Genomic DNA, 20,242 nt, shown 5'->3' with positions numbered 1-20,242 from the left:
ATGGTTTCGATCACCCGCAGCGCCGGTGGTGCGCTGATCGCATGCGCCGTGATGGCTTCGCTGATGTCTGTTCCGCAGGTCGCCACGGCGGCCGGAGCTGGCGGGAAGCCCGCCGTGCAGTCGACGAAGTCGGTGCCGGTGGGTTCGGTCAAGACCAAGGCATCGAAGGTCAAGCGCGGCCCGAAGAGCGTGCCAGCTGACAATCTGCCCAAGCCCGGGACCGAGAAGCTCGTGCAGCTGCGGGGCGACTGGTCCGAAGCCGTAGCCGGGTTCTCAGTGCGCGCGAAGTCTCACGCTGCGCCCGATGCCGGCGGCCTCACGATCGAGTCTGTCGGCGTCACGAGCGCCAGTGGGGGCGCCGGCACCGGACCGGTGTACCGCATTGGACCTGCTCCCGATCTCACCCCGTCGCCGGAGTCGTCACCAAAGCCACCGGCCAATCCTGAACCGAGTGATGGCCCCACGCCACCACCGGCTCCAAAGATCACTGCGCCGAGCGACCAATCGACTCCTGACGCCTCAGAAGGCGAGCTCGGCCAGGTCACCAAGGCGATCTCAGTGGGTGACGAGCCGCTTGAGCTCCGCCTGGACTACTCGTCGTTTGCCAACTCGTACGGCGGGGACTGGGCCGGTCGCTTGCGCCTGGTCCTCCTCGACGACTGCGACACGCGCAGCGCGAAGGTGACCTGCAAGAAGGCCACACCGCTGAAGACCACGAACGACACCAAGACAGACACCTTGACCGCCGTTGCGCCCTCTTCCACCGCGGGCGCGACGACCATGATGGTCGCGGCCGCAGCGGCTGCGAGCGGCTCGCAGGGTGACTACAAGGCGTCGTCTCTGGCGCCTTCCTCGTCGTGGGCGGCTGGCAATCAGTCGGGTGACTTCACCTGGTCCTACCCGCTCGCGGTCCCGCCCGGGATCAACGGCCCGCAGCCGGACCTCGCCGTCAACTACTCGTCCGGCTCCGTCGACGGCCGCACGTCAGCCACGAACAACCAGACCTCGTGGGTGGGGGAGGGGTTTTCGCTCGACCCCGGGTTCATCGAGCGCTCCTACGAGCCGTGCGACCAGGTCGACGGCACACCCGATCACGTGGGGGATCTCTGTTGGCGCGACGACAACTTGACTATCTCGCTGAACGGCCAGAGCTCGGAGCTGATCCAGGACGGATCGTCGAACCAGTGGCGGATGAAGAGCGACGACGGCACCCGCGTCGAGCTGCTCACCAACGACGGCATCAACCGCGACAACAATGGTGAGTACTGGCGTGTCACCACATCCGACGGGACGCGCTACTACTACGGACGCAACGAACGATTTTCTGGAGACAACCGGAAGACCGACTCGGTCTCGACCGTGCCGGTCTACGGGGCGAAGTCAGGTGACCCTTGCCACGACTCCACGTATGCCTCGAGTGCTTGTGACCAGGCCTGGCGTTGGGGACTGGACTATGTGATCGACCCTCACGACAACACGATGTCGTTCTTCTACGACCAGGAGAAGAACAAGTACGGTGCGAACAGGAACGACACGGTCCGCAGCTACGATCGCTCGCCCCTCCTGACGTCGATCGAGTACGGCACCCGCGTCGGACAGGACGACGCACCTGCGAAGGTCGTGTTTTCCACCGCGGAGCGCTGCCTGCCCGATGCCGACTTCGACTGCGGCAGCCTGACGTCCGACACGGCTTCGCACTGGCCCGACGTCCCGTATGACCAGATCTGCTCCAGCGACACGTCGTGTGCCGATCGAACCGCGCCGACCTTCTTCTCCCGGAAGCGGCTCGCCAAGATCACCACGTACGTCAAGGGCGAAAGCGGCTACAACGCCGTCAACGAGTGGACGCTCTCGCACGAGCTGCCTGCCACGGGCGACGTCAGCACCGACCCTGACCTCGAGCAGCGAGCCGTCCGCACCCTGTGGCTGGCTCAGATCCAGCAGACCGGCAAGGCGGGCACCGACGTGAGCCTCCCGCCGGTCAAGTTCAACAAGCAGATCATGGACAACCGGGTGTACGACACGAACGGTGTCGACTCCTTCGCGCGCTATCGAGTCAATGCCATCGACAACGGCACCGGAGGATCGATCGCGGTCAACTACTCTGGCCGGGACTGCACGGCCTCAAGCAAGCCGTCGTCATCCTCGCTCGACACGAATTCTCGGCGATGCTTCCCCGTTTGGTATCAGCCGTGGTGGTCGGAGGATCCGCAGCTGGAGTTCTTCCACAAGTACCGCGTCGACAGCGTGGTCGAAGCCGACAACACCGGCGGCGGTGCGAATGTCACCACCAGCTACACGTACAGCGGCGGCGACGGATGGCACTTCACGTCCTCGACGATCGAGGAGCCTGAGCACCGGACGTGGAACGACTGGCGCGGATACTCGACTGTTCGAACCGAGGTCGGCGCCGAGTCCGGCAAGACCTACTCCGACACGCTGTTCCTCCGCGGCATGCACGGCGACAAGGCGCAGGGTGGCGGTACGAAGTCCGTCACCGTCACCGATCCGCTCGGCGACAGCCCCAACATCACGGATTCCGAGCAACGCGCCGGGTTCGAGCGGCGAACCCGGACCCGCCTCGGCGCGAGCGGCAACGTCGTTGACATCACGGTCAACACTCCGTGGACGTCCGACGCCACGGCGACTTCTGGGGGCAAGAGCGCCTACATCTTGAACGTCGGGGGCACGGAGACCCGTACGCGTCTGTCCACGGGGCTGTACCGAACCACGAAGACGAGCACGACCTACAACGATCGGGGACAGCCGACGGCCGTCGACGATGCCGGCGACACATCCACCGCAGCGGACAACCGCTGCACAACCACCGCATACGCGACCAACTCGACTAACGGCATGTTCGACTACCCGTCGACGCAGATCACCACGGCACTGGCGTGTGGATCGGTCCCGACCAAGGCGGCCGACATCATCAGCGCCACCCGCACGTCATACGACGGCGGTGCTCCAGGGGACGCGCCGACGAAGGGCGATCCGACCAAGGTTGAGACCGCGGCGGGCTGGACGACCGGGATTCTGTACCAGATCGACGCCACGTCGGCTTACGACGCGTACGGTCGCGCCACTTCCGTCACGAACGCCAGGGACGAGACGACCACGACCAGCTACAACCCGTCCACGGGTCCGGTCGACAGCATCACCACGACCAACGCCCTCGGGCAGGACTCCGTCGTCCACCCGAGTCGTGCCTGGGGATCGCCATCACGGGAGACCGATGTCGCCGGCGGAAACACGGACTACGCCTACGACGGCCTCGGCCGCGTGGTCAGCATCTGGGGACCGGATCGTGATCAGGCGACTCAGACCCCGACGGTCAAGTACTCCTATCGAGTCAGTGCAACGGAGGCGAACGCGGTCAGCACTGAGCGCCTCAACGCCAAGGAGAACTACGTCAAGTCCGTGGCGTTCTATGACGGACTGATGCGCGAACGCTCCACCCAGACGCCGTCGGCTGGTGTCGACGGCGGCCGGCTGATCACCGACAAGATCTACGACGACCGCGGTTGGGTGCTCTCCTCGCGCGGCCCGTACTTCAACTCCGACTCGGTCGACACGACGCTCGTCTCCGCGGCCGAGAACGCAATCCCCAGCTACACGAACTACACCTACGACCTGGCTGGCCGGGTGACCAAGGAGTCGCTCGCATCTCTGGGCGGCATCAAGTGGTCCACTAGCACCTCCTACGGAGGAGACCGCGTCCTGGTCACGCCTCCGACGGGTGGCACCGCGACCACGACCGTCACCGACGCACGCGGCCAGACCACAAGCCTCACGCAGCACACCGCGGCTACGCCCACGGGAACAGGCGACGTCACGACGTACACCTACACGCCGGCCGGTCAGCTCGCGACCGTGACGGACGCGTCGGGCACGAAATGGACGAAGTCTTACGACATCCGCGGCCGGCTGAGCAGCGACGTCGATCCCGACAAGGGCACGTCGACCTTCACGTACGACGCACTCGATCGTCAGGTCACCTCGACCGACGCTCGCGACGTCACCCTGTGGACCGGCTACGACAAGCTCGGCCGCAAGACCGAGTTGCGGGACGATGATTCTGACGGCACGTTGCGCTCCAAGTGGGTCTACGACACCGTGCGGCCGGGTGCGCTGACGTCGTCGACGCGGTACGCCGATGGTGGGGAGTACACCAATGAGGTCACCGCCTACGACACGGCCGGCCGACCCACGTCCAGCCGAGTGCTCATCCCCGAGAGCGAAGGGCTGCTATACCGCGCCGGCGGACACGTCACGAGCACCAGCTACAACCCAGACGGATCCGTCAAGCGGATCACCCAGCCGCTGGTTTACGGAATCACGAACGAGAACCTCAACTACACCTACGACGATCTCGGGAACGTCAAGTCGCTGCTCGGCGCGACCCCCATCGTCTACGGCAACATCTATGCCGCAACCGGTGAGCTCCTGCAGCGCGACTCCGGAAGCACCTCAGGCAAGTCGGTCTACGACACCCGCAACTACGACCAGGCCACACGCCGAATCACTCAGCGCAGCGTGAGCCTGCAGGGCACCGCGACCACGCCGCGGATGGACCTGCGCTACACGTACGACCAGGCCGGCAACGTGACGCGACTGAATGACGTGGCCGCTGGTGACACCGCCCAGACGTCGACAGCAACCTGGCGTCAGTGCTTCAGCTACGACTACCTGCGCAGGATGACCAAGGCGTGGACCTCGTCCGGCACGACCTGCGCGGCGCCGACCACGACCAACCTCGGCAGCCTCGCACCATACGCAGATACCTACACGTACGCGAAGAACGGCAACCGGAACACTGCGGTCTCACTGCGGAAGCCGTCGACCTCGGTGACCTCAACAACACGCACGTCGACGTTCCCAGCTGCCACGGCGACGCGTCCGCATGCCGCGAGCAAGACCGTCAAGACCGGCAGTTCGACCGGCACGGAGACCTTCTCGTACGACGAGGCCGGCAACCTCACGAAACGCTCCACGTCAGCCACCGCTGGAAAGTCCTACGTGTGGGACCACGAAGGGCACGTCAAGTCCGTCACCGATCTGGCCACCGGCAAGAGCATCGACTACCTCTACGACGCCGACGGCAACCGTCTGATCGAACGCGATGGGATCGACGGGTCGACCACGCTTAATGTCGGCACCGCCCAGATGAAGGTCAAGGACGGAGTCCGGTCCACCGTCCGCACGTACACACTCAACGGTGAACCGATCGCGACGCGAGACGCCAGCGGCCTGCACGTCACCGAAGCCGACCATCACGGCACCCCGCTGGTCAGCGTCAATTCGACCACTCAAGCATTCATCAAGCGCCGTTACACGCCGTTCGGCGAGCAGATTCAGGCACCGGCGTCTGCGTGGCCGTCCGACAAGGGCTATCTGAACAAGACTTCCGACGCCTCTGCGGGTACGACGCATCTTGACGCCCGCGAGTTTGACTCCGCTGCTGGCCGATTCATCTCCGTCGATCCAATCCTGGATGCGATGGATCCGCAGCAGATGAACGGCTACGCGTACGCCAACAATTCGCCGGTCACAGCTTCGGATCCGGACGGACTCATGCAGACGTGCGGAGAAGGTGGGTATTGCGACCGCGACCGATCCGCCAGCCCGAAGATGTCAAGCGGTGGGAGCGGCTTCCTAGGCGCAGTGGGTTCTGCTGCCAATTGGGGCTGGGGCAAGGCCAAGGCCGGAACGCGCAATGCCGTCGACTACGGGAGGAAGCTCGCGAACTCGCCAGATCCTCGCGGGCAGCTTGGCCAAGACATCCTCGAGTCCGTGGCGGACGACGCAGAAGATCTCGGAGACACCTGGGTCGAATCGTGCGCCAGCGGCAACGGCTCCTTTATGGCCTGCAAGCAAGCGTCGGGTGCCGTCGGACTGACGATCGGCTCTTTCTTCGTGGGCGGTCCTATGGGGAGGTTCGGTTCGAAACCCATTGTCATGATGCTCGAGCGCGAGGCTGCGGCGAGTGCCGCTGCCAGCCAACTCGCGCGAAGCGTTGGGACCGCCGACTCTGCACAAGCGATAGTTCAATCCACCGCGCGCGCTCAAGCAGCACTTGGGTCCCGTGAACTGATGAAATCGCTATCGAGTTCTGAGCGAGATGCAATGGAGCGGCTGCCATGGCTTAGGAGGCCCATGTTGGGTCAAGCTGTGCATCGCGCAACTGCACGAGAGTTGGAGCGTAACTACCCTGGCCGTTTCGTCTACAGCACACGTGGTCCAGACTTCCTGGACACGACGACGGGAAAGATGTTGGAGTTGACTACGCCGAAACAAGTGGCAGCTCATGAGAAGCGGCCCGGATACGGGGGCGTGACAATGTGCACATACGAACTGTCGAGTTGCTGACATGGATTACCAAGTCCGGGCGTCAGCCTCAAATCCGATGACGGGTGACCGCGTGATTCTCTCGGGTCAACGCCTCGTCGCCGCAGACTTCAGCAATCGAAGTTTGATGCAATTCTCCTCGGAGGGCTGTCGGTTCGAGGAGTGCAAGTTCGACAGGCTTGTCGTGAAGTCGGCTTCGTTTGGTGCAGGCCGCGCGACATCGGAGTACATCGGGTGCAGCTTCGACCATGTGAAAGTGACGATGGGTCCAGGGGGTTACGCGCGTTTTGTCGACTGCACCTTCGAGGACGCGGACATCAGCAATTGGTTTTGCTTCGCAGTCGAAATTGTGAATTGCACGTTCTCAGGGCGCCTGACGAAGGCTGTGTTCAACGGGACAGTCCCGGCTCAGGAGCGAACGGACACCCGCCGCACCATGAACCAATTCGAAGGTAACGACTTCGCGCGAATGAAGATGCGAGACGTCAGCTTTCGAACAGGAATCGACTTGTCGCGGCAAAAACTTCCTGCAGGAGATGAGTACACGCTGATTGAGAACGCAAGGAGCATGGTGCTTCGGGCCAGAACAGCGTTCAATTCCTGGGACGACACGGAGGCGAAAGCGCAGGCTCGCGGCTTCTTGACTGTCATTGAAGAGGATGTCGCGGATGGTCAGGAGCAACTACTTATCCGTATCCACGACTATCCGCGCGCTTCTCGAGCCGCGATTCACACGTTGCTTGCCGCAGCAGCGAAAGGATGACGGCCACCTGGTGTTGAGATCGCCGCGAGCCTCGTGAGTGTCGCCCGGCAGGACGGTGAGCGGCAAGTTGTTGATCCGCGACGTCTTCATCGAACCTTGGCGATGTGGTCGCAGACCCTTGGGCGAACGTTGCAGGTGGCAGATTCATCGTGGGGGCGGGACGTCTGGGGGACGTCCCAGGACGTGGACAGACGTCCGGAAACGTCCCGATAACGTGGTTCAAACGTCCCCCAGTCGTGGGTTCGCTGGATGTTGTGACCCTAAGACCATCGAACTCACTCATCGCAGAAGTCGCGATGGACTCGGCGGTGAAACGTGGGATGGGCTGTGCGCGTCCGGTGCGACTACGCGGGCGCAAGGAGGTCGTCCACAAAGCGACCGGGGAATCTGCGACGGTCTACGACTCGGGTGATGAGGTCGATGGTCAGACCTACGTGCGGTGCGGCGATCGGAGGGCGTCGGTGTGCCCGTCGTGCAGCCATGAGTACAAGGGCGACGCGTGGCATCTGCTGATGTGCGGACTCGCCGGTGGGAAGGGCATTCCCGCCAATGTGGCCGCGTGGCCGTGCACGTTCGCGACGTTGACGGCTCCTTCGTTCGGTCCGGTTCATGGCATCCGTGGCAAGGGTCCCTGTCGGATGCGACGGGACAAGCCGGCGTGTACTCATGGTCGGCCGTTGTGGTGCGGCAAGCGGCATCGTGACGACGACTCGCAGGTGGGTCAGCCGCTCTGCTGGGAGTGTTACGACTACGTCGGCCAGGTGCTTTGGCAGTGGTACGCACCTGAATTGTGGCGTCGATTCTCTATCGGGCTGCAGCGGGAGCTGGCCAAGCAGGTCGGATTGACGATGCCGGCGTTCCGGAAAGCGTGCCGGATCTCGTACTCCAAGGTCGTCGAGTTCCAAGCTCGGGCAGCGATCCACGTCCATGCACCGATCCGCCTCGATGGTGCAGACGGACCTGATGGGCTGCCATGCGCTCTCGATCTGTCGACAGCTGACCTCGAGGATGCGATCCAGACAGCCGCGGCCAACGTCCGCGTTGACGCCGAGCCGCTTCGTGACGGAACCGTGGTGCGGCTGCGGTGGGGGAGTCAGATCGACACTCGAACGATCGTCGACACTGCAGACCGCGAATCGGGTCGCGTGGGTCGGGTGGTGCACCCGGAGCAAGTCGCGGCCTACCTGGCGAAGTATCTGACCAAGTCGACCGAGGACTTCGGGCTCCCGAACCGCGTCCGCTCAGTCCTGCATGCCCGTCGTGCCGGCGCATCACCCCACGCATTGAGGATCATCGAGACCGCGATTCGCCTCTCGCGGGAGCACGAGTCGTACGGCCGGCTCGCCTCCTGTCTAGGGACACTTGGCTATCGCGGGCATCCGATCACCAAGTCGCGCCGCTACTCGGTGACATTCGAACAACTGCGCCGGTCGCGCCGCGTCTTCCGGAGCAAGCCGGCGGGGCTCGACCCCGACGCAGACATCCGGGAGTTGCTCGACGACGACCCACCAGAAGGCTTCGAAGTCGTCTCCTCGTTCGTCTATGTCGGCCGTGGATATCTCGGGCTCGACCAGGCCGCCGCAGCGGTACGATCCGCCGCTCTGGCGCGGGCTCGATAGCTGCGGGTTGCTGTCTGTGCTCGAAGGAAACCTGGAACTGGAAGGTGATCACGATGGAGAAGTTGTTGCTCAGTCCCGAGGAGGCTGCGGAGGTCCTGGGAGTGGCGCGGTCGACGATCTACGACCTGATCCGAATGCGGACGTTGGCTTCGCTGAAGATCGGGCGTCGTCGACTCGTGCCGGCCGCGGCGTGCCAGGAGCTCGTCGATCGGATGAGGCTGGAGGCGGACTCTGCATGAGCCGTCATGCGAACGGCGAGGGGAGCATCTGGAAGCGGAAGGACGGTCGCTGGGTCGGCGCCACCTACGCCGCGACGAACACGGGCGGACGAAAGCGCGTGTACGTCTACGGCAAGACCCGGGTGGAGGCACGGGAGAAGCTGACGGCGCTGCAGCGGGAGCTGGACCGTGGTGTGCGGGTGCCGGTCGAGAACTGGACGGTGCAGGAGTACTTGGAACACTGGCTGCGAGACGTGGTGAAGCCGAACCGGGCGCCCAAGACACATCAGGGGTACGAGCTGGTCGTTCGTCGGCACATCGCTCCGCGCATCGGTCGCAAGAAGCTGCGGGCGCTGTCGGTTCAGGACGTGCGTCGGATGGTGCAGGAGCTGCAGGATTCAGGATTGCGGCCGCGAGGCGTTCAGTTCGTTCACTCGACTCTGCGCGCCGGACTGCAGAACGCGATGCGGGACGACCTCGTCACGCGGAACGTCGCGAAGCTGGTCCAGGTGCCCACGCCGCGGTACGAAGTCGGTCGTGGGCTGACTCCCGAGCAAGCGCGAACACTGCTCGAGGCCGCGAAGGACGACCGCCTCTCTGCGCTGTACGTCGTGGCGGTGTACCTCGGGCTGCGTCGCGGTGAGCTGCTCGGCCTGCAGTGGGAACAGGTCGACCTCGAAGAGGAGACGCTCCAGGTTGTGCAGACCCTCCAGCGGGTCGACGGCGAGCTACAGCTGCTGCCGCCGAAGACGCGGACCTCCAGGCGCACCATCCCGTTGCCGGATCCCGTCGTCGAAGCGCTCCGCGCGCACAAGGTCGCCCAGAACAAGGAGCGATTGGCGGCAGGGGAACGGTGGGTCGACTCCGGCATGGTCTTCGCCACCACGGTCGGCACGCCGATCGAGCCGGACAATCTGTCACGCAGTTGGTACAAGGTCCGAGCGGTCCTGGATGAACCGCAGCCTCGATTCCACGACCTCCGGCACACGTGTGTCACGTTGCTCCTGACCGAGGGCGTGGCGCCGCACATCGTCCAACAGATCGTCGGTCACAGCGCCATCGACGTCACGATGACGATCTATGCGCACACGTCTCTGGACGAGAAGCGGAAAGCCCTGCGCCTGCTCGGCAACAGACTCGCGTGAAGGATGGCGTCGCGTTGCTGTCAGAAATCGCTGTCAATCGAAGCGAGGCGCCGAGGCGTCTGTCCAAAGAGTCTCGCTGACCTGCGCTGATGCTGGTGGCCAGGGCCGGGGTCGAACCGGCGACCTTCCGCTTTTCAGGCGGACGCTCGTACCAACTGAGCTACCTGGCCGGGGTATGCGCTGAGCTCCGCACCAGCGGTACGAAGCTCAACACATGGCGACCCCGACGGGACTCGAACCCGCGACCTCCGCCGTGACAGGGCGGCGCGCTAACCAACTGCGCCACGGGGCCTTGCGCGACGGCGACTCTACCGTACGGCCGGAGGCCCGACCAAAACGGCCCCGAGCCTCAACGCGACTCGTCCCACCGGGTGAATCCGGCCGCCTGCGCGTCCTCCTCGGTGTCGAACGTCTGGCCGTCGGAGGCGTCGTCGTAGTCCGGCGACTCCGGCGTGTGGTACGTCCCGGACTCGGGGTCGGCGCGGATCAGCGGGGGCGTCTCGTCCCACCCGGCGGAGGCGTCGAGACGGCGCGCCTGAGCCTCCTCCTCGGCCTCCGTGACCGGCGCATCCTCGGGCGGCGGCTCGGGCGGCAGGGGACTGGCGTCGGTCTGCGTGGCCGCGACGTCCGGCGGCGGACCCACCGTGGGCGACTCGTTCGCGGACGGCTCCCGCACGGTCGGGACGGACGGCCCGGAGCCCTGCCTCGGTCGTGACATCCGGCTGAGGAGCAGGAGCGCGAGGACGACGATGACGACGACGATCAGGATCTTCATGGTGCCTCCCCCATAGGCGACGGCTTCAGCGTATCGACGCTCGGGCCCGGCCGCCCGTTGGCACAGACGCGCTGCTCATGGGGGTGGCGTCCGCGCGGTGAGAAGGTCTCCACGGGCGTCGGCCGACCGCTTCCATGGACGCATGAGCAGCCGAGACGACACGACCCTGTCGCTCGCCGAGCTCGTCGAGTGGACGAGCGCGGTGGCCGACGACGTGCGCGCCGGCCTGTACGACGTACGGGCCGACGCCGACCAGCGATGGCACGTGCGGCTGCTCTGTGACGACGCCGTCGACATCTGGCTGATCAGCTGGACGACGGAGCAGGGCACCCAGCTGCACGACCACGGCGGCTCGTCCGGTGCCTTCACGGTCGTCGAGGGCGTGCTCGACGAGTCGGTGTGGCGCGACGGCGCCGGGGGGCTCGACGAGCACGTGCGGACGGCCGGCGACTCCGTCGTCTTCGGCGAGCACTACGTGCACGACGTCCGCAACACGGGGGAGCGGACGGCCGTGAGCGTGCACGCGTACTCGCCGCCGCTGACGAGCATGCGGTTCTACGACGTCGCGCACGGACGACTGGAGACGCTCGCGCAGGTCTGGACCGACGACCCGGAAGAGCCGGCACCGACGCTCAAGGCGGCGTCATGACCGCGACGTTCGCGTCCGTTGACGCCCTGGTCGAGGACGCCCGCACCGGGCTGCGGAGGCTGACGCCGAGCGAGGCGCAGGCTCGCGTCGAGGCCGGCGCGGTGCTCGTCGACATCCGTCCGGAGTGGCAGCGCGTCGAGGACGGGGTCATCCCGGATTCCCTGATCATCGAGCGCAACCACCTGGAGTGGCGCCTGCACCCGGGGTCCGGGGCGAGCCTGCCGGAAGCCCGCGCCGACCAGGAGTGGATCGTCTACTGCACCGAGGGCTATGCGTCCTCGCTGGCCGCGGCGAGCCTCCGCTCCCTGGGCCTCGACGCGACCGACCTGGCCGGAGGAATCGTGGCGTGGCGGAATGCGGGGCTTCCCGTCGTGGTTGCCCACCGACAGTGATCAGGGAAGACTGTCACGAGTTTCATTGCCTACCGTTGACGCTCAACATTTTGGAGCTGAGGACCGCATGATCGAGTACCGCTCCGTCGCCAAGACCTTCGCCGACGGGACGGAGGCAGTGAACGACTTCAGCCTCGTGCTCCCCTCCCGCACCACCACGGTGTTCGTCGGCTCGTCCGGCTGCGGCAAGACGACGCTGCTTCGGATGGTCAACCGGATGATCGACCCGACGCACGGCCAGGTCCTGATCGACGACGTCGACATCGCCACGCGCAACAAGGTCAAGCTGCGCCGGAGCATCGGATACGTCATGCAGCACTCGGGCCTGCTGCCGCACCGCACGGTGCTCGACAACGTCGGCTCCGTGCTGCGGCTGAACGGGATGAGCCGCAAGGAGGCCGACCGCCGGTCGCAGGAGGTGCTCGAGACCGTCGGGCTGGACTCCTCGCACGCGTCGAAGTACCCGAGCCAGCTGTCCGGTGGCCAGCAGCAGCGCGTCGGCGTGGCCCGCGGGCTCGCCGCCGACCCCAACATCCTGTTGATGGACGAGCCGTTCGGCGCGGTGGACCCGATCGTGCGTGACGAGCTGCAGCGCGAGCTGCTGCGCCTCCAGCACGACCTGGACAAGACCATCGTGTTCGTCACCCATGACGTCGACGAGGCGTTCCTGCTGGGCGACCAGGTCGTCATCCTCAAGCAGGGCGGCGAGATCGCGCAGGTCGGCGCGCCCGCCGACATCCTCGCCTCGCCGGCCGACGAGTTCGTGAGCAGCTTCGTCGGCCTCGACCGCGGCGGCCGCACGCTGCACGTGGAGGAGCGTGACGGCCGGTCCATCGTCGTCGACGCGTCCGGCAAGGCCACGGGAGTCCTGGCTCGATGACGGTGCTGCCATGACCTGGGGCTGGGACAACCGGGACAGGATCCTCGACCTGGCGCTCACGCACATGTGGCTGAGCGCGATCCCGATCGTGCTCGGGTTCGTGATCGCGCTGCCGATCGGCTGGTACGCCAACAAGCGCCGGTGGTTCCGCGGGCCGATCCTCAGCCTCGGCAGCGTCCTCTACTCGATCCCGTCGCTGCCGCTGTTCGTGATCCTGCCGTCCATCATCGGCACGCGGATCCTCGACCCCACCAATGTCGTGGTGGCCCTGACCGTCTACGCCACCGCGATCATGGTGCGCTCGGCCTGCGACGCGTTCGAGTCGGTGTCGGGGTCCGTGCTCGACGCCGCCGAGGCCACCGGGTACTCCGGGCCGCAGCGCGGGTTCGGCGTCGAGCTCCCGCTGGCCGGCCCGGTGCTGCTCGCCGGGCTCCGTGTGGTGAGCGTGAGCACCGTGAGCCTGGTCAGCGTCGGCGCACTGATCGGCGTCAGCAGCCTCGGCTCGTTCTTCACCGACGGGTTCCAGCGCGACTTCACCACCGAGATCATGGTCGGCGTCGTCGGCATCGTCGTGATCGCGCTGCTGTTCGACGCCGTCCTCGTGCTGACCGGTCGGCTCCTCATGCCGTGGACCAGGGCTACCGCGCGCCCGCGCTTCGAGCGGATCAGGTCGTTCCGATACGCGTTCGGAAGCGGGCCGGGCTCATGAGCGTCGCGAGCGACACCATCGACTGGCTGACCGACCACGCGCACTGGGTCGGAGACGACAGCATTCCTCTCCGCGTGACCCAGCACGTCGAGTACTCGCTGCTCACGGTCGCCGTCGCGTCGGCCGTCGCGCTGCCCATCGGACTGGCGATCGGTCACACCGGACGGCTGCGCGGTGTAGCCGTCGCAGTCACCGGTGCGTTGCGCGCGCTGCCGACGCTCGGCGTCCTCACCTACTTCGTGCTGCTCAGCGGCATCGGCCTGAAGGCGCCGATCCTCGCGCTCACCCTCCTGGCCATCCCGCCGCTGCTGGCCGGCGCGTACTCCGGGCTCGAGTCCGTCGACCGCGCCACCATCGACGCCGCACGGGCCATCGGCATGACCGAGTGGCAGGTGCTGCGCAAGGTCGAGGTCCCGTTGGCCCTGCCGCTCATCGTCGGCGGCATCCGCTCGGCCACGCTGCAGGTCGTCGCCACCGCGACGATCGCCGCCTACGTCGGTCTGGGCGGCCTTGGCCGCTACCTGATCGACGGGCTGCAGCTGGGTGACTATCCCCGGATGGTCGCCGGCTCGGTGCTCGTCATCGCCGTCGCGCTGATCCTCGACGGCGTCTTCGTCCTCCTGCAACGTCTCGCGATCGGCTCTCGAGCCGCTCTTCCTGTCCGAAGCTCCTGAAACACTTCGATCCCTCACCCCTAGGAGAAAATGTCATGACCATCCGACGACCCATCGCCGTGCTCGCCGCGGCCGCGCTCGGCCTCACGCTGAGCGCGTGCGGCAGCGACGACCCGACGTCCAAGGCCGGCGGCAAGTCCGCGTCCGACACCATCACGGTGGGCTCCGCGGCGTTCCCCGAGAACGAGATCATCGCCGAGATCTACGCCCAGGCCCTCGAGGCCAAGGGGGTGAAGGTGAAGAAGAAGCTCAACATCGGCGCCCGCGAGGCCTACATCCCGGCCCTCAAGGACGGCTCGATCGACCTCATCCCGGAGTACACCGGCAACCTGCTGACGTACGTCGACAAGAAGGCCACCGCCACGGCGCCCGCCGACGTCGAGGAGGCGCTGGACGACGCGCTGCCGGATCCGCTCGAGATCCTCGACGTGTCCAAGGCCGAGGACAAGGACTCGCTCAACGTCACGCCCGAGCTCGCCGAGAAGGAGGGCCTGAAGACGATCGCCGACCTCAAGAAGATCGACGGTCTGAAGCTGGCTGCCAACCCGGAGTTCAAGGAGCGCTCGTACGGCATCCCGGGCCTGGAGAAGGTCTACGGCATCACCGGCGTGAAGTTCACCCCGATCAGCGACGGCGGTGGCCCGGCCACCCTCAAGGCGCTGCTCGACGGCAAGGTCGACGTCGCGGACATCTACTCCACGACCCCGTCGATCCTGGCCAACAAGCTGGTGACGCTGGAGGACCCGGAGAACCTCATCGCGGCCCAGAACGTCGTGCCGCTGATCAACGAGGACAAGGCCACCGACACCGTCGAGGACGTCCTCGACAAGATCTCGGCCCAGCTCACCACCGCTGACCTGCTCGACCTGAACGCCAAGAACCAGGGTTCGGACAAGGTCGCCCCGGCCGAGCTGGCCAAGCAGTGGCTGACCGACAAGGGCCTGCTCTAGCCCTGGCAGTGACGTTTTCGCCCGGATTTCGTGGAAAACCGGGCGAAAACGTCACGCTCAGCGGGTCAGGGCGGGCTCGGGCTCGCCCTCGCTGAGGCCGATGCGCTGGTGCAGCCGGCGCAGGGGAGCGGGGGCCCACCAGTTGGCCCGCCCCAGCAGGGCCATCAGTGACGGCACCAGCAGGGCGCGCACGATCGTGGCGTCGATCAGCACGGCCACGGCCGTCCCGATGCCCAGCTCCTTGATGAAGATGATCTGCGACGTCGCGAAGGCGCCCAGCGCGATCGCGAACAGCAGGGCCGCGGCCGTGACGATCCGGCCGGTGCGCTGGATGCCCAGGGCCACCGACTCGCGTTCGCCGGCCCCCGCGTCGCGGGCCTCCTTGATGCGGGTCAGCAGGAACACCGCGTAGTCGGTGGAGAGCCCGAAGACCACGGCGAACAGGAACACCGGCTGGGTCGACTCCAGCGCGCCCTGGCTGGTGTAGTCGAGGAAGCCCTGGAACCGGCCGTCCTGGAAGATCAGGACGAGGATGCCGAACGTCGCGCTGATGGTCAGGACGTTCATCACCAGCGCCTTCAGCGGCAGGACGATCGATCCGGTCATCAGGAACAGCGTGATGAACGTCAGCACGGCCAGGATCGCGATGCCGGCCGGGATGCCGTCCATGATGGACGCCACCTGGTCGACCTGCTCGGCGCTCTGGCCGCCCACCGAGGCGGGGCCGGGAGCCTTGACGTCGCGCACGGTGTCGACGAGGTCGAGCGTCTTCTCGTCCAGCGGCGGCTTGGCCGGCAGGACGTCGACCTGCCAGGTGTTCGCGTCGAGCGAGCGGGGCTCGCGCACGGTGGCGACGCCGTCGAGCTTGCTCAGCTCGTCGGCGTACGTCGCCATCTCGGCGCTGTCGGACGCCGGAGCCTTGACCGAGATGATGAACGGTGAGACGTCGGCGTCCTTGAACTCGGTGCGCAGGATCGTGTCGGCCGTCTTGGCCTCCGCGCCGTCGGGCAGCACGCTGGCGTCGACGCCGGTGAACTTGATGCCGAGGAACGGGGCACCCAGCACCAGCAGCAGCGTCGTGCCGACGAGGGCGATGCCGACCGGGAAGCGCATGACGAACGTCGACATCCGGTACCAGAACCCGGACTTCTCGGCGCGCGCCTCGGCGTGGAGCGCGCGCTGCCAGCGCTTGAGGCTGAGGGCGTTGACCCTCGTGCCGAGCACGGAGAACAGCGCGGGCAGCACGATCAGCGAGACGGCCGCGGCGACGAGCGACACGACGGTCACGCCGATGCCCATCGAGTAGAGGAACCGCAGCGGGAAGACGAGCAGCGCCAGGCCGGCACCCGCGACCGTGATCGCGGAGTACAGGACCGTCCGGCCGGCGGTCATGATCGTGCGGCGCACCGCATCGGCGCCCGGCCCGACCCGGTCGAGCTCCTCCCTGAACCGGGAGACCAGGAACAGCGAGTAGTCGATCGACAGACCGAGTCCCAGGCCGGTGATCAGGTTGAGCGCGAAGATCGAGACGTCGAGCACCTCGTTGATCCCGCGCACCACGAGCAGCGAGGAGACGATCGTCAGACCGCCCACGAGCAGCGGCAGCAGGGCCGAGACCGCGGAGCGGAACACCAGCAGCGAGAACACGAACAGCAGCGGGAACGCGATGATCTCCGCCGTCACGAGGTCGCTCTCCACCTGGTGGTTGACCTGCTGGAACGCCGGGCCGAAGCCGCCGACGACCACGCCGTCGACGTCGTCGAGCTCGTCGCGCAGGTGCTCGGTGGTGGTGTCGGAGTCGGCGTCGGCCTTGTAGAGCGCGCCGAAGTAGGTCTTCTCGCCGTTCGTGGAGACGAAGGCCGGGCCGCCGCCGGTCGCGGCGTCCGGTCCGCCGATCACTCGGGCGACGGTGGGGTCGTCGCCGAGGATCTGCGGCACCTCGCGCATGGCCTGCTCGTCCGAGCGGTCGACGACCACCAGGATCGCGGGCGTGGCCGCGGCTCCGGACGCGTCCTCGATCTGGCGCATGGCCGTCGCGCTGGGGGCGCCGGTGTCGCTGAACGAGTCGTTGTCGGAGTTGAGCAGGCCGGCGACGGGGCCGCCGAGGGCCGCCGCGACGACGAAGAAGAATCCGGTGACGGCAAGGACGCGTCCGGGACGCGACGTGGCCAGCCGGGAGAGGGCGTCGAACATCAGAACTCCTTCACGACGGCGAGCGGGTCGCCGTACATCTCGGTCAGGTCGAGGGCGGCCACGACGGTGAGCAGCATCCCTTGGGCCATGAAGTCGCGGACCTCGTCCGCAGTGGCACCGCTGAGCTCGGCGATGTCTCGCCAGATGTCGCGGTAGGTCTCGCGGGCCACGGGCCCGATCTCCGGGTCCGACGCGGCGCCCCAGGTGTGGAGCTGGCAGCGCATCGAGTTCGGGTCCTCCTCCATCAGGAGGATGTAGGCGGTGCCCATGGCCTCGAGTGGCGACTGGTCCGGGGCGCGGTTCTCCGCGGCCTCCCGGAAGCGCTCGCGCAGCTGGTCGGTGTGCTGCTTGATCGCCGCGGTGATGAGCCCGGCCTTCGTGCCGAAGAGGCGGAACAGGTACGGCTGGGAGACACCGGCGCGTTCGGCGATGGCCTCGGTGGAGACCTCGTGCATGCCGGACCGGCCGTACTCCTCGATCGCGGCGTCGAGGATGAGCCGACGTCGTTCGTCGGCCTTCATGCGCTTGTCAGGAGCCATGGGTCGACAAGTTAGTGATCACTCACAAACTTTGTCAAGAGCCTTTCGCTCCCCCACGGGGACACCGCCCACGGGAATGCCCGCGGGCGGTGCCCCCTGGCTCAAGGAATGGTCCTTAAGCCTGTCGAAAGGATTTCCTTCACACGTACTGCGGCTCCCGCAGCTCGGCGGCCCGCGGCCGCGGCGCCCACGCCCGCGACAGCGGACGCTCGAGGAGCAGCAGCAGCGACGGCAGCAGCACCAGGCGGATCAGCGTCGCGTCGACGAGGATCGCGACCGAGAGGCCGACGCCCATCTGCTTCATCTCGACCATGCTCAGCGTGGCGAACACGGCGAACACCGACACCATCACGGCGGCCGCGCTCGTCACGACGCCGGCCGTGTCACGGATGCCCGTGCGGACGGCGTCCGCGTACGGCATGCCCGCGGCGACGGACTCGCGCACCCGGCTGAGCACGAACACGTGGTAGTCCATCGACAGGCCGATGAGCACCACGAAGCAGAACACCGGCACCCAGTCCACGATGAACCCCTGCGACGTGTAGTCGAGCAGTCCGTCCGCCCAGCTGTGCTGGAACACCAGGACCATCACGCCGAACGCCGTGCCGACCGACAGCAGGTTCAGCACCGAGGTGACAGCCGCGATGACGACGCTGCGGAACGTCCAGCCCATGATCACCAGCGTCAGGACGAGCACGAAGGCGATCACCCAGGGCAGGCGCGACGGCTGGGCGTCGGCATCGATGAGCTCGGCGACGTCGCCGCCGACGGCGTGCGTGGTGTGGTCGAGGCCGGTGGTCGCCCGCGGCACGACGGTGTCGCGCAGCCGCTCGACGACGTCAGCGTTGCGGTCGTCACCCTCGACGTACGGAGCCGCGACGGTCAGGACGCTGGTGCGTCCGTCCGCGCTCGTCCGGACGTCACCGCCGCCGAGCGTGGACCCGACCTGCTCGAGCGCGGCACGTGCCGCGCCGGCCGAGTCGGCCGGACCGTGCAGGACCACGTCGATCGTCGGGTGCTCCTGCGGGAACGCGTCCTGGACGGCCTCGTACGCCTGCACCGCGGGGATGTCCTGCGGCAGCGTGTCGAGAGTGCCCTCGCCGGTCTTCAGGCCGAGCACCGGCAGCGTCACGCCGACGAGCACGAGGCCCGTGACCAGCGTCGACGTCCGCGGGTTGGCCAGCACCGGACGCAGGATCCGCGAGCTGATGCCGCCCTCGCCGATGCGCCGGTTCAGGCGCCACAGCAGCGGCACGCGCGGGCGGTCGACCCAGCGGCCGAGCTTCGCCAGCAGTGCCGGCAGCACGGTCAGGGAGCCGAGCACCGCGACGGCGACGACGAGGATCGACCCGACGGCGAGACCGGCGAACGTCGCCTCGCGCATCAGGAACAGGCCGGACATCGCGAGGACGACGGCCGCACCGGAGACGAGCACCGCGTGACCGGACGTCTGGGCGGCGATCTCGATCGCGTCCAGGGTCGAGCGTCCACGCCGCCGCTCCTCGCGCTCGCGGCGCAGGTAGAACAGCGAGTAGTCGACACCCACGGCCATGCCCATCAGCAGCACGACGCTGGACACCGTGCCCTCGTCGGGCACCAGGTGGGACAGCGGTCCGTAGATCGCGAGCGCCGTCAGCACCGAGCTGAACGCGAGCAGCACCGGGATGCCGGCCGCGATGAGCGCGCCGAACGCCACCAGCAGGATCGCGAACGTGATCGGCAGGCTGAGCGCCTCGCCGGACGCCAGGTCCTCGTTGACGTGGTCGTTGATGCCGGAGTCCAGCGACGCCGAGCCGGCCTGGCGCACGACGACGTCGCGGTGGTCGCGCTGGACGGCGTCGGTGACGTCGAGCAGCTTCCCGACGTTGTCGTCGGCGTCGTCCGGCGTGCCGCGCAGCGAGATCGGCACCAGGAGCGCCGACCGGTCGGACGACCACACCGGGTCGGCGACGGCCTTCACCGCGTGGAGCCGGCTCATCCGCGTGCGGACGTCGTCGGCGACGGCCGTGGCCGCGCCCTCGTCGAGCGCGCCCTTCCGTGCAGTGACGACCACGGACTCCTCCGGGTCGGCGGCGAGGCCGGCCTTCTCGATCAGGTCGGCGGCCCGCCCGGACTCGCCGACACGGGAGTCGGAGAACGAGGCGGTCTGGGTGGGGACGGTGGCCGTGAGGGCCAGGGCGGCCATGACGACGGCGCCCCACAGGGCGATGGCGCGCCACGGATGGGTGGCGCTCCACCGTGCGACGCGAACCGTCGCGTTGGTGCGTTTCATGAGTCGTTCCTCTCGGATCAAAGGGAGGACTCCAGCCTCGTGAGCGACGGGCGGCGAATCGATGGTCGTGGACCCCCACTCAGAGGTAGGCCCAGCCCCACTGACTCGGGCCGCGG

15 protein-coding genes and 2 tRNA genes are annotated in these 20,242 nt (G+C 67.0%); 11 read left to right on the top strand and 6 right to left on the bottom strand.

Going from position 1 to position 20,242, the window contains the following annotated elements:
- The 5 genes from FHP06_RS06600 (at position 1) to FHP06_RS06580 (ending at position 10,093) form a co-directional block, all read left to right on the top strand.
- Positions 1–6,369: an RHS repeat domain-containing protein gene (locus FHP06_RS06600; RefSeq protein ID WP_187271814.1), complete on the top strand. Its 6,369-nt coding sequence runs from the start codon at positions 1–3 to the stop codon at positions 6,367–6,369.
- Positions 6,370–6,406: 37 nt separating this feature from the next.
- Entirely contained in the window at positions 6,407–7,111 is a 705-nt protein-coding gene (locus tag FHP06_RS06595; RefSeq protein ID WP_147684964.1) for a hypothetical protein, read from the top strand.
- A 296-nt stretch (positions 7,112–7,407) separates the two neighbouring features.
- On the top strand, positions 7,408–8,730 hold the full coding sequence (locus tag FHP06_RS06590) for a replication initiator (RefSeq protein ID WP_147684962.1): 1,323 nt from the start codon (positions 7,408–7,410) through the stop codon (positions 8,728–8,730).
- A 53-nt stretch (positions 8,731–8,783) separates the two neighbouring features.
- On the top strand, positions 8,784–8,969 hold the full coding sequence (locus FHP06_RS16320) for a helix-turn-helix domain-containing protein (RefSeq protein WP_147685094.1): 186 nt from the start codon (positions 8,784–8,786) through the stop codon (positions 8,967–8,969).
- A gap of 98 nt (positions 8,970–9,067) precedes the next feature.
- Positions 9,068–10,093 carry a site-specific integrase gene (locus FHP06_RS06580; protein ID WP_230973423.1) on the top strand — a complete coding sequence of 342 codons (1,026 nt, stop codon included), beginning with the start codon at positions 9,068–9,070 and terminating at the stop codon, positions 10,091–10,093.
- A gap of 93 nt (positions 10,094–10,186) precedes the next feature.
- Here FHP06_RS06580 and FHP06_RS06575 read toward each other — a convergent pair.
- The 3 genes from FHP06_RS06575 to FHP06_RS06565 form a co-directional block, all read right to left on the bottom strand.
- Positions 10,187–10,263, bottom strand: a tRNA-Phe gene (locus FHP06_RS06575).
- Positions 10,264–10,308: 45 nt separating this feature from the next.
- Positions 10,309–10,385 (bottom strand) — tRNA-Asp (locus tag FHP06_RS06570).
- 57 nt (positions 10,386–10,442) lie between these two features.
- Complete coding sequence (locus FHP06_RS06565) at positions 10,443–10,868, bottom strand: sunset domain-containing protein (protein WP_147684959.1); 426 nt, start codon at positions 10,866–10,868, stop codon at positions 10,443–10,445.
- Positions 10,869–11,010: 142 nt separating this feature from the next.
- Between FHP06_RS06565 and FHP06_RS06560 the strand changes: the two genes are divergently transcribed.
- The 6 genes from FHP06_RS06560 (at position 11,011) to FHP06_RS06535 (ending at position 15,122) form a co-directional block, all read left to right on the top strand.
- Complete coding sequence (locus tag FHP06_RS06560; protein ID WP_147684956.1) at positions 11,011–11,517, top strand: cysteine dioxygenase; 507 nt, start codon at positions 11,011–11,013, stop codon at positions 11,515–11,517.
- A complete protein-coding gene (locus tag FHP06_RS06555; RefSeq protein ID WP_147684953.1) occupies positions 11,514–11,909 on the top strand; it encodes a rhodanese-like domain-containing protein in 396 nt (131 codons plus the stop codon). The genes FHP06_RS06560 and FHP06_RS06555 overlap by 4 nt, the downstream gene beginning before the upstream one ends.
- 67 nt (positions 11,910–11,976) lie before the next feature.
- Complete coding sequence (locus FHP06_RS06550) at positions 11,977–12,789, top strand: ABC transporter ATP-binding protein (protein WP_147684950.1); 813 nt, start codon at positions 11,977–11,979, stop codon at positions 12,787–12,789.
- A gap of 10 nt (positions 12,790–12,799) precedes the next feature.
- Positions 12,800–13,498, top strand: coding sequence for an ABC transporter permease (locus tag FHP06_RS06545; protein ID WP_147684947.1), 699 nt, complete (start codon positions 12,800–12,802; stop codon positions 13,496–13,498).
- Positions 13,495–14,172 (top strand): ABC transporter permease, encoded by a 678-nt coding sequence (locus FHP06_RS06540; protein ID WP_147684944.1) that lies wholly within the window; start codon positions 13,495–13,497, stop codon positions 14,170–14,172. Before FHP06_RS06545 ends, FHP06_RS06540 begins: the two co-directional genes overlap by 4 nt.
- A 35-nt stretch (positions 14,173–14,207) precedes the next feature.
- The gene (locus FHP06_RS06535) at positions 14,208–15,122 is read left to right on the top strand and encodes an ABC transporter substrate-binding protein (RefSeq protein WP_147684941.1); all 915 of its coding nucleotides are present in this window, start codon (positions 14,208–14,210) and stop codon (positions 15,120–15,122) included.
- 57 nt (positions 15,123–15,179) lie between these two features.
- Here FHP06_RS06535 and FHP06_RS06530 read toward each other — a convergent pair whose 3' ends face one another.
- The 3 genes from FHP06_RS06530 to FHP06_RS06520 all read right to left on the bottom strand — a co-directional run bounded on the left by FHP06_RS06530 (position 15,180) and on the right by FHP06_RS06520 (position 20,126).
- Complete coding sequence (locus FHP06_RS06530; RefSeq protein WP_147684939.1) at positions 15,180–17,315, bottom strand: MMPL family transporter; 2,136 nt, start codon at positions 17,313–17,315, stop codon at positions 15,180–15,182.
- Positions 17,315–17,854: a TetR/AcrR family transcriptional regulator gene (locus FHP06_RS06525; protein WP_147684936.1), complete on the bottom strand. Its 540-nt coding sequence runs from the start codon at positions 17,852–17,854 to the stop codon at positions 17,315–17,317. The genes FHP06_RS06530 and FHP06_RS06525 overlap by 1 nt, the downstream gene beginning before the upstream one ends.
- Before the next feature lie 139 nt (positions 17,855–17,993).
- The gene (locus FHP06_RS06520) at positions 17,994–20,126 is read right to left on the bottom strand and encodes an MMPL family transporter (protein ID WP_147684933.1); all 2,133 of its coding nucleotides are present in this window, start codon (positions 20,124–20,126) and stop codon (positions 17,994–17,996) included.
- Between the last annotated feature and the right edge of the window lie 116 nt (positions 20,127–20,242).

Origin of the sequence: Aeromicrobium terrae (assembly GCF_008039565.1) — a bacterium.
GTDB classification, from domain to species: domain Bacteria; phylum Actinomycetota; class Actinomycetes; order Propionibacteriales; family Nocardioidaceae; genus Aeromicrobium; species Aeromicrobium terrae.
The sequence above is the reverse complement of the archived record's forward strand: the minus strand, read 5'-3'. Positions and strand labels throughout refer to the sequence as shown.